The 10,167-nt window shown below is 66.4% G+C and carries 11 protein-coding genes; 8 read left to right on the forward strand and 3 right to left on the reverse strand.

Annotated features, from left to right (window positions below):
* The 3 genes from ppdK to B1A78_RS17950 form a co-directional block, all read right to left on the reverse strand.
* Positions 1 to 1,878 (reverse strand): pyruvate, phosphate dikinase (ppdK, locus tag B1A78_RS17940; RefSeq protein ID WP_077148284.1); only part of this gene is annotated, 1,878 nt, incomplete at its 3' end.
* Between the two features lie 102 nt (positions 1,879 to 1,980).
* Positions 1,981 to 3,978: a glycine--tRNA ligase subunit beta gene (gene glyS, locus B1A78_RS17945; protein WP_077148285.1), complete on the reverse strand. Its 1,998-nt coding sequence runs from the start codon at positions 3,976 to 3,978 to the stop codon at positions 1,981 to 1,983.
* On the reverse strand, positions 3,975 to 4,898 hold the full coding sequence (locus tag B1A78_RS17950) for a glycine--tRNA ligase subunit alpha (RefSeq protein ID WP_077148276.1): 924 nt from the start codon (positions 4,896 to 4,898) through the stop codon (positions 3,975 to 3,977). The genes glyS and B1A78_RS17950 overlap by 4 nt, the downstream gene beginning before the upstream one ends.
* Before the next feature lie 234 nt (positions 4,899 to 5,132).
* Here B1A78_RS17950 and B1A78_RS17955 point away from each other — a divergent pair, with 234 nt between their 5' ends.
* The 8 genes from B1A78_RS17955 to B1A78_RS17990 all read left to right on the forward strand — a co-directional run bounded on the left by B1A78_RS17955 (position 5,133) and on the right by B1A78_RS17990 (position 10,119).
* Complete coding sequence (locus B1A78_RS17955) at positions 5,133 to 5,453, forward strand: UrcA family protein (RefSeq protein ID WP_083734287.1); 321 nt, start codon at positions 5,133 to 5,135, stop codon at positions 5,451 to 5,453.
* Positions 5,454 to 5,658: 205 nt separating this feature from the next.
* On the forward strand, positions 5,659 to 5,874 hold the full coding sequence (locus tag B1A78_RS17960; protein ID WP_077148278.1) for a helix-turn-helix transcriptional regulator: 216 nt from the start codon (positions 5,659 to 5,661) through the stop codon (positions 5,872 to 5,874).
* Complete coding sequence (locus B1A78_RS17965) at positions 5,864 to 6,307, forward strand: hypothetical protein (protein WP_077148279.1); 444 nt, start codon at positions 5,864 to 5,866, stop codon at positions 6,305 to 6,307. Before B1A78_RS17960 ends, B1A78_RS17965 begins: the two co-directional genes overlap by 11 nt.
* A gap of 60 nt (positions 6,308 to 6,367) precedes the next feature.
* On the forward strand, positions 6,368 to 7,318 hold the full coding sequence (locus B1A78_RS17970) for a TraB/GumN family protein (RefSeq protein ID WP_077148280.1): 951 nt from the start codon (positions 6,368 to 6,370) through the stop codon (positions 7,316 to 7,318).
* A 17-nt stretch (positions 7,319 to 7,335) separates the two neighbouring features.
* Positions 7,336 to 8,220, forward strand: coding sequence for a TraB/GumN family protein (locus B1A78_RS17975; RefSeq protein ID WP_256839207.1), 885 nt, complete (start codon positions 7,336 to 7,338; stop codon positions 8,218 to 8,220).
* 110 nt (positions 8,221 to 8,330) lie between these two features.
* Positions 8,331 to 8,954 (forward strand): 50S ribosomal protein L25/general stress protein Ctc, encoded by a 624-nt coding sequence (locus B1A78_RS17980; RefSeq protein ID WP_179102086.1) that lies wholly within the window; start codon positions 8,331 to 8,333, stop codon positions 8,952 to 8,954.
* 63 nt (positions 8,955 to 9,017) lie between these two features.
* Positions 9,018 to 9,587, forward strand: a complete 570-nt coding sequence (pth, locus tag B1A78_RS17985; protein WP_077148282.1) for an aminoacyl-tRNA hydrolase — start codon at positions 9,018 to 9,020, stop codon at positions 9,585 to 9,587.
* Positions 9,588 to 9,591: 4 nt separating this feature from the next.
* Complete coding sequence (locus tag B1A78_RS17990; RefSeq protein ID WP_077148283.1) at positions 9,592 to 10,119, forward strand: AAA family ATPase; 528 nt, start codon at positions 9,592 to 9,594, stop codon at positions 10,117 to 10,119.
* Positions 10,120 to 10,167 lie beyond the last annotated feature (48 nt).

Consider the following 10,167-nt stretch of genomic DNA (forward strand, 5'->3'; position numbering starts at 1 on the left):
CACCGGCAGCCCCGCCATCACCTGGAAAATTCCGGCAAAGTCGCCGCGCTGTTCGGGGAGCAATTTGGCAAGCGCGACGCGGCGGCCCGCTTCATTCTCGGCAAGGATCATCTCGCGCACCGCGGTGATGCGCGCGGCGTCGAAGAACATATGCTCGGTGCGGCACAGCCCGATGCCCTCGGCACCGAAATCGCGCGCGACCTGCGCGTCCTGCGGGGTTTCGGCGTTGGCGCGCACCTTCATCCGGCGGACCTCGTCGGCCCACACCATCAAGGTGCCGAAATCGCCGACCAGTTCGGGCAGCAAGGTCGGAACCTCGCCCGCCATCACTTCGCCGGTCGATCCGTCGAGGGTGAGGATGTCGCCCTCGCGCAGTTCACGTCCGCCGACGCGCAGCACGCGCGCCTGCCCGTCGATCGACAGCCCGCCCGCGCCCGAGACGCAAGGGCGCCCCATGCCGCGCGCGACGACCGCCGCGTGGCTGGTCATCCCGCCGCGTGCCGTGAGGATGCCCTTGGCGGCGTGCATGCCGTGGATATCTTCCGGCGACGTTTCGACGCGAACGAGGATCACCGCCTCGCCCATGCCCGCAGCCTTTTCGGCGCTGTCGGCGTCGAACATGATCTTGCCCGATGCCGCGCCGGGGCTGGCGGGCAGCCCCTTGGTCAGCACGTCGCGCGGTGCCTTCGGGTCGAGCGTCGGGTGGAGCAGCTGGTCGAGCGCGCCCGGATCGACGCGGCCGACCGCTTCTTCCTCCGAGATCAGCCCTTCGGCCGCCATTTCGACCGCGATGCGCAGCGCCGCCTTGGCGGTGCGCTTGCCCGAACGCGTCTGGAGCATCCACAAAGTCCCGCGTTCGACGGTGAACTCGATGTCCTGCATGTCGCGATAATGGGTCTCGAGCGTGTCGAAGACGCGGCCGAGCTCGCCGAAGGTTTCGGGCATCGCCTCTTCCATCGACAGCGGCTTGGCGCCCGCCTTCTCGCGCGCGGCGAGGGTCAGGTACTGCGGCGTGCGGATGCCGGCGACGACGTCCTCGCCCTGCGCATTGATCAGCCATTCGCCATACCAGGCGCGCTCGCCGGTCGCAGGATCGCGCGTGAACGCCACGCCCGTCGCCGACGTGTCGCCCATATTGCCGAACACCATCGCCTGCACATTGACTGCGGTGCCCCATTCGCCGGGGATCGAGTTCAGCCGGCGATAGACTTTCGCGCGGTCGCTTTCCCAGCTCGCGAACACCGCGCCGACCGCGCCCCAAAGCTGGTCGTTCGGTTCCTGCGGAAACGGCGCGCCGGTCTCGCGCTCGACGATCGCCTGATATTCCTTGACCAGCGCCTGCCAATCCTCGGCCGACATCTCGGTATCGAGATAAAAGCCCTTGTCTTCCTTGGCGATTTCCAGCGCTTCCTCGAACTCGGCATGGTCGAGGCCCATGACGACGTCGGCGTACATCTGGACGAAGCGGCGATAGCTGTCCCACGCGAAGCGCGGGTCGCCCGACGCTTCGGAAAGGCCGACGACGGTGCGGTCGTTGAGCCCGAGGTTGAGCACCGTGTCCATCATGCCGGGCATCGATACGCGCGCGCCCGAGCGGACCGAGACGAGCAGCGGATCGGCCGCATCGCCGAACTTCTTGCCGGTGATGCCCTCGATATGCGCGATGCCCGCCGCGACATCCTCGACCAGCCCGGCCGGGAATTGTTCGCCATTGGCGTAATAAGCGGTGCAGACGTCGGTGGTGATCGTAAAGCCCGGCGGAACCGGCAGGCCGATCGAGGCCATTTCGGCAAGGTTCGATCCCTTGCCGCCCAGCAATTCCTTCGAACGCTCGGCCGTCGTGGCCGCGCCGCCGAACAAATGCACCATCTTCGTCATGTCATGCTCCTGCTGCCCCGGGGAGGAGGTTGCGGCTGGATAGGTATGCGATCGAACTTGGTCGATTCAGTTTTGCTTCGTTCGTTCAAAGGGGCCGTAAGGTCAGCCCTCGATCTTCGAGAAATCGGCGACCCCGTGCACCGCGCCGGTAAAGCGCGCGAGCAGGCCGAGACGATAGGCGCGGACCGCTTCGTCTGGATCGTTGACCATCACGCCCTCGAAAAAGGCGTCGATCGGCGCGCGCAGCGACGCGAGCGCAGCCATGGCCTCGGTGAAGCGTTCTTCGGCGACCGCAGCGGAGGCTGCGGGCTCTGCGACATCGAGCGCGGCGAGCAGCGCGGCGTCGGCATCGGTCGGCGGCGTCGCGGCGGCCGTACCGCTCACCTCGCCCGCCTGCTTCAGGATATTCGCCGCGCGCTTGTAGCCCGCAAGCAGGTTGGTGCCGTCCTCGGTCGCCATGAAGGCCTGGAGCGCCTTCACGCGCGCGAGCAACCGAACGAGATCATCCTCGCCGCCGAGCACAAACACCGCGTCGATCAGGTCGTGACGGACACCGGCCTCGCGCTGCTGGACCTTGAGGCGGTCGGCGAAGAAGTCGAGCAGATCCCCCTCTGCAACGGCGAAACGCAAACCATTCTCCGTCAGCGTGCGGATAACTCCAAGCGCAGCACGGCGCAGCGCGAAGGGGTCCTTGGAACCCGTCGGTTTTTCGTTGATCGCGAAGAAGCTACGGAGCGTATCCAGCTTGTCCGCCAACGCGACAGCCACCGCCACCGGTGCCGTCGGCACGTCATCGCCCTGCCCGACCGGCTTGTAATGATCGCGGATCGCGTCGGCGATCGCATCGGGCAGGCCTTCGGCGCGGGCATAATAGCCGCCCATCAGGCCCTGCAATTCGGGGAATTCGCCGACCATTTCGGTGACGAGATCGGCCTTTGCCAGCTCGGCCGCCTGCCGCGCGAGTGCTGGGTCGCAGTTCGGGACGATGCCTTCGCTCGCCAGCCATTCGGCGAGCTTCGCGACGCGTTCGACCTTGTCGGCGACGGTGCCCAGCTTTTCGTGGAAGGTGATGTTCGCCAGCTTCTCGGCATGTTGCGCGAGCGTCTTCTTCTGATCCTGTTCCCAGAAGAAGCGCGCGTCGGACAGTCGCGCCGCGAGCACCTTGCGGTTGCCCGCGACGATCTCCGCGCCGCCGTCCTTCGCGTCGATATTCGCGGTGCACACGAAGCCGTTCGCCAGCTTCCCGTCCGCCCCGTTCACGACGAAATATTTCTGGTTCACCCGCGCGGTGAGCTGGATGACCTCGGGCGGCACCTCCAGAAACGCCTCGTCGAAGCGGCCGAGCAAGGGCACCGGCCATTCGGTGAGGCCGGCATTCTCGATCACCAGACCTTCATCGGCGACCAGCGTCAGCCCGGCGTCCGCCGCGGCCTTGGCGGCGCCGTCGCGGACGATCGCCTGCCGCTCCTCATGGTCGACGATGACGTGGCACGCGCGCAACTTCTCGGCATAGTCCGATGCCGAACCGATCGTGATCTCGCCCGGGCAGTGGAACCGGTGACCGCGCGTCGCGAAACCCGCCGCAATGCCGCTGACTTCGCACGGGACCAGCTCTTCGCCGAAAATCGCGACGATGCCCGACAGCGGGCGCACCCAGCGCAGGCTTTCGCTGCTCGCGCTCGCCTTGCCCCAGCGCATCGACTTGGGCCACGCAAAGCCGCGGACGATCGCCGGGATCGCCTCGGCCAGCACCTCGGCGGTCGCGCGGCCGGGCTTGTCGATCACCGCAAAATACACGCCGTCGCGGTCTTCGAGCTGATCCTGCGTCAGCCCGGTCTTGCGGAGGAAACCTTCGAGCGCTTGCGGCGGCGCGCTGCTGCGCGGGCCCTTGAGTTCTTCGCTGACGGCGGCGGTCGCCTCCGGCAGCCCCTTGGCAATCAGCGCCAGCCGGCGCGGCGTCGACCAGATGGTGAGGTCACCCGCTTCAAGGCCCGCAGCGCTCAGTTGCGCGCGAAACAGTTTTTCGAGCTCGGCGCGCGCGCCGGCCTGCATCCGCGCCGGGATTTCCTCGCTGCGCAGTTCAAGAAGAAAGTCGGTCACAGCGTCCACCCCGGATATTTTGCGGTCCAGCGCTCGGACTGGCTGTCGATCCACGCCTTGCAGCTTCCTTTTGCGAGGTCGCGGACGCGCGCCATGTAATTGGCGCGTTCCTGCACGCTGATCACGCCGCGCGCCTGGAGCAGGTTGAAGAGATGGCTCGCCTCGATCGCCTGGTCATAGGCCGCGAGCGGCACATTCGCCGCGATCGCACGCTGGCACTCGGCTTCGGCCGCCTTGAACCCGGCAAACAGGCTGTCGGTGTCGGCGACCTCGAAATTCCATTTCGAGAACTGACGTTCATTCTCGAGGAACACGTCGCCATAGCTCACCGCCGCAACATCGCCGACCGCGTCGGAGAAGCGCAGGTCGTACACATTGTCGACATTCTGGATATACATGGCAAGGCGTTCGAGCCCGTAGGTCAGCTCGCCTGCGACGGGCTTACAGTCGAAACCGCCCATCTGCTGGAAATAGGTGAACTGGGTGACTTCCATCCCGTCGCACCAGACTTCCCAGCCCAGCCCCCACGCGCCCAAGGTGGGCGATTCCCAATCGTCCTCGACGAAGCGGATGTCGTGGAGCAGCGGGTCGATGCCGATCGCGGCGAGCGAGCCCAGATATTGTTCCTGCAGGTCGGCGGGCGACGGCTTCAGGATCACCTGATACTGGTAATAATGCTGGAGGCGGTTCGGATTCTCGCCATAGCGGCCGTCGGTCGGGCGGCGGCTCGGCTGGACATAGGCGACGTTCCACGGCTCGGGACCCAGGCTGCGCAACGTCGTCGCGGGGTGGAATGTGCCCGCCCCCACGCGCATGTCATAGGGCTGCAGGATCGCGCAGCCGCGCGCCGCCCAATATTCATGCAGCGTCAGGATCATGTCCTGAAAGCTGAGGGGGGCCTTTTCCGCCGCGTCGGCCATTTTTCGCCATCTTTCGCAGGTGCAACAATTGCCGCCGCCCTTGGCGCAGCGGCGCGCGAGGGTCAAGGCTCCGCGCCCTCCGGACCCTCGTGAAACTGCGTCCCTTGTCAGCTTCGCAAAACTTTTTGTCAGGTGTTGTTGACATAGTCAGCGAATCGCGACATATAGTCAACAACACCTGACACAAAGACAGGTGAGACTGACCAACACCGACAAACACCAAGGAGAATAGACATGATGACCCGCACCCTGATCCTCGCCCTTTCGCTCACCGCCGCCGTTCCCGCGTTCGCCGCCGAAGCGCCGACCGCCGAAGTACGCATCGCCGACCTCGACCTTTCCACCGCGCAAGGCCAGCAGCGCCTCGAAATCCGCGTCAAGAGCGCCGCGCGCGACCTGTGCGTCACCGGCGAACGCGGCGTCGCCGCGATGACCCGCCAGTCGCAGTGCATCGCCGACGTGATGGCGAGCGCCAAGCCGCAGGCCGACCGCGCCATCGCCCGCGCCGAAGGCGGCACCCAGCTCGCACTGCTGATGGTTCGCACGGCGCGTTGAGGACGATGCGCCCGGTTTCGTCCTTTCGTTTCGGCCGATGCTCCCCGGTGTCGGCCGGCGACCTGAGCTGGAGCGCCCGCCGCGGCGCGGGTGCTCCAGTCTCTTGGCCAGGCCCTTGGTCAGCCGCGCGCGGTGTGCATCCGGGCCTTCCCGTCGATCGAAATCCGGCTATGACCGGCGCGACGACGAAGCTGGCGAGGCGCCAATGAACAACAAACTCAAAGTGCTGCGCGCGATGCGCAACTGGAGCCAGGCCGAACTGGCCGACCGGCTCGATGTGTCGCGGCAGGCGGTGAATGCGATCGAGACGGGCAAATATGACCCGTCGCTACCGCTCGCCTTCAAACTCGCCCGGCTGTTCGACATGCCGATCGAGGAAATTTTTGACGATGGTTCCGAAGGAAATGGCAATGACGGATAGCGGCCAGACAAAACAGACCCGGCGCCCGATGTCGCCGCGGCGCAAGCGCTACTGGACCGCGCTCGGCATCGCGGCGGTGCTCGGGGGCATATTGGGCGCCTGGCTGCAGGTCGACCAGCCCGGCACCACCACCGCAGGGCTCGCGCTCGTCGCCAACGGACCGCTGACCGCCAATTTCGCGATCGGTGCCTCGATCCTGTGGCTCGTCGGCATGGTCGTATCGATGGCGATCTACCATCGCTCGATCGACGATCATGAGGAACGCGCCTGGCTGTGGGCATGCACCGCGGGCTGGTATGTCATCATGTTCGCGGCGCCCGTGTGGTGGGTGCTGCATCGCGCCAGCCTCGCCCCGCCCGCCGACACGATGCTGCTGTTCGTCGCCTCGCTTATCGTCAACGGCGTCGTCTGGCTCTGGCTCAAATATCGCTGACCCGCGCCCTCGCGCTTTTGCTTCCTCTCCCCTACACATCTCGTTCGAAAGGCTAATCCCATGAAAAAATGGCTCAAGACACTCGCCGCCACCTGCGCGGTGATCCCCTTCGCCCAGTGCGCGATCATCCCGGGCGGCAGCGTCGCGCACGCCGCCGAGCCGGCCCCGATCAGCGCCCCTGCCCCCGCCGCCGCGACGGTCGATGCCGATCCCGCGCTGTGGGTGGTCAAGGACGACGACACGACCATCTATCTCTTCGGATCGGTGCACGTCCTGAAACCCGGCCTCAGCTGGTTCGACGAGGCGGTGAAGGACGCGTTCGACAAGTCCGATCAGCTGATGCTCGAACTGGTGATGCCCGAGGACCAGTCCGCCGTCGCCAAGACGATGATGCCGCTGGCGATGGACACGACCGGCAAGACCTTGCCCTCGCGGCTCAGCGCCGAGGAACTGAAGGCCTATCAGGCGGCAATGACCAACCTCGGGCTGCCCGCCAACGCCTTCGACAATTTCGAACCCTGGTTCCCGGCGATGACGCTGTCGGTGCTGCCGCTGACCAAGCTCGGCTATGATCCCGAACAGGGCGCGGAAAAACAGCTCACCGCCGCCGCCAAGGCCGCGGGCAAGCCGATCGCGGGCTTCGAGACGCTCGAGGAACAGCTCGGCTTCTTCGACACGCTGCCCGAAAAGTCGCAGGTCGCCTTCCTCAACGCCGTCGTCCGCGACATCGACACGCTCGGCCCGATGCTCGACAAGATGGTCGGCCAATGGGCGAAAGGCGATCCCGAAGCGCTCGCCCAGTCGATGAACGAGAGCATGGAGGCCACCCCCGATCTCGCCAAGACCTTGCTGTGGGATCGCAACGCGCGTTGGGCCGATGCGATCAAGGCGCGGATGGAGCAGCCTGGCACGGTCTTCGTCGCGGTCGGCGCCGGCCACCTTGCGGGCGACAAGAGCGTGCAGGATTATCTGAAGGCGCGCGGGCTGACCGCAACGCGGGTCGACTATTGATCGGTCGATATCGCCCGTTGCCAACGCAGGGTCGCCGCATCGCGGCGGCCCTGTTCGCGTGCCTGCTCGCGTCGTGCGGCGCGCCCGAGGTCACGCTCGAAGTGCGCCCCGCGATGTGGCTGGTCGAGGATGACGACACCCGGATCTACCTGCTCGGCACGATGCACGCGCTGCCCGCGGGGACCGGCTGGGACGGCGGACAGGTCGCCAAGGCGATCGCATCGGCCGACGAGCTGGTGCTCGAACTGTCGCCCGAGCAATTGGCGGCGGTGGGCGCCGAATTCCAGCGCCTCGCGCCGCGCACCGCCCCGCTGGCGATGGACAAGCGCCTGCCCGCCGACGCGCTCGCCGCCTATCGCACGCTCGAGGCGAGCGGCGCCGGCCAGAGCTTCGGCGGCGACGCGCTCGACGACTGGGCGGTAATGGTGGTGATGGGGCAGCGCGTCGCGCAAAACGCCCGGCTGCTCCCCTCCAACGGCGTCGAGACCGGGCTGACCGCGCGGTTCAGCGACGCGGGCAAGCCGATCGGCGGGCTCGAAGGCGCGCGCGAGCAATTGATGCTGTTCGAAACGCTCGATCCCGCGACGCAGCGGACCTTGCTGACCAGGGCCGCAGCGGGAGCAGGCGGGGCCGTCGCCGATGTCGAGACGCTGACCGCGGCCTGGTCGCGCGGCGATGTGAAGGCGCTGGAGACGATGATCAACGAGGATGTCGACGCCGTGCCCGCCGCGCGGCGCGCGATCATCACCGACCGCAATCGCCGCTGGAGCGCCTGGACGGCGACGCGGATGGACAAGCCCGGCGTGGTGCTCGTCGCGGTCGGCGCGGGGCATCTGGTCGGCGCCGACGGGCTGCCCGCGCTGCTGACGGCGAAAGGCTATAAGGTGACGCGGGTACAATAGGCTCCGCCGCGCTTGCATTTCTGCGCCTTCCCCGCTAAGCGCCGCCGCTTCCGTCCATGGTCATCCCTGGAGGCGTGGCGGAACTGTGCAAAATGTTTCGGAGAAAAATTATGAGCGAACAGCTGGTGCTGTCGGCCGAGACGCGCGAACGCGGAGGCAAGGGAGCCTCGCGTGACCTGCGTCGTAATGGTCGCGTCCCCGCCGTCGTCTATGGCGGCAAAGAAGAACCCCTGATGATCCACGTCGAAGAAAAGCTGCTGATGAAGCAGCTGATGACGGGTCACTTCATGAACTCGGTCGTGATGATCGAAGTCGATGGCAAGCAGGTGCGTACCCTGCCGAAGGACGTCGCTTTCCACCCGGTCAAGGATCGTCCGATCCACGCCGACTTCCTGCGCATCACCAAGGATGCCAAGGTCAACGTCGCGGTTCCGGTGGTGTTCGAGAATGAAGAAGCCTCGCCGGGCCTGAAGCGCGGCGGCGTGCTGAACATCGTCCGCCACGAGCTCGAGCTCGTCTGCGACGCGGCGAACATCCCCGACGATATCGCGATCGACGTCACCGGCTTCGACGTCGGCGATTCGATCCACATCAGCCACGTCAAGCTGCCCAAGGGCAGCGAGAGCGCGATCACCGACCGCGATTTCACCATCGCGACGATCGTCGCCCCGTCGGCGCTGAAGTCCAGCGACGGCGACACGTCCAAGGACGACGGCGAAGCTGCCGACGCCTGAACCTGATCGGGCCGCCCTCGCACGCGCGGGCGGCCCCTTCCAGACCCCGAGAAAGGCAGTGTCATGCAGCTCTGGGTCGGCCTCGGCAATCCTGGGCCCCAATATGCGATGCATCGCCACAATGTCGGCTTCATGGCCGCCGACGTCATCGCCGACGTCCATGGCTTTCCCGCGCCCGCCAAGAAATTCCAGGGCTGGATCCAGGACGGCCGCATCGGATCGCAGCGCATCCTGCTGCTGAAACCCGGCACCTTCATGAACGAAAGCGGCCGCAGCGTGCGCGCCGCGCTAGATTTCTACAAATTGACCCCGCAGGACGTCACCGTCTTCTACGACGAGCTCGACCTCGCGCCGATGAAAATCAAGATCAAGCAGGGCGGCGGCGCGGCGGGCCACAACGGTATCCGCAGCATGATCCAGCATATCGGCGACGATTTCCGCCGCGTCCGCATCGGCATCGGCCATCCGGGGCACAAGGACCGCGTCACCGGCCATGTCCTCGGCAATTACCACAAGAGCGAGATGGAACCGCTGGTCGACCTGCTCGGCGCAATCGCGGCCGAGGCCGGGTGGTTGGCCGACGGCAATGACGCGCGCTTCGTGAGCGATATCGCGCTGCGCCTGCAGGACTGAGCGCGTGGAGCGCGTGCTGGTCATCGGCCCCTGCGGCGCGGGAAAATCGACGCTGTCGGTCGAACTGGGCCGACGCCTGGGCCTGCCGGTCCACCATCTCGACCAACTGCATTGGGAGCCGGGCTGGGTCGAGGGCAGCACCGACGAACTGATCGAAAAGGTCGCTGCGATCACCGTCAGCGAGCGCTGGCTGATCGACGGCAACTACGGGAGCACGATGGCCGAACGGATCGGGCGTGCCGACAGCATCGTCTATCTCGACTATCCGATCCGGCTGTGTCTCTGGCGCCTGCTCAAGCGCATCTGGACCTACCGCGGGCGCACGCGTCCCGACATGACCGAAGGGTGCCCCGAACGCTTCGACCTCGGCTTCTGCTTCTACGTGCTCGCGTGGGACAGCGGCCCGCGTATCCGCACCGAAGCGCGGCTCGCCGATTTCAAGGGCAGGCTCGTTCGGTTCGAAAACCCGCGGGCCTTGCAGCGCTGGCTCGACACTCTGCCCGAGGGCCATTTGGCACCTCGGCCGAACTGAGGCATGATGGCTTCCGAAAGGAGCCTCCCCCATGCCCCACGCCACCCC

It is taken from the genome of Sphingopyxis sp. KK2 (genome assembly GCF_001990265.1).
Lineage (GTDB): Bacteria > Pseudomonadota > Alphaproteobacteria > Sphingomonadales > Sphingomonadaceae > Sphingopyxis.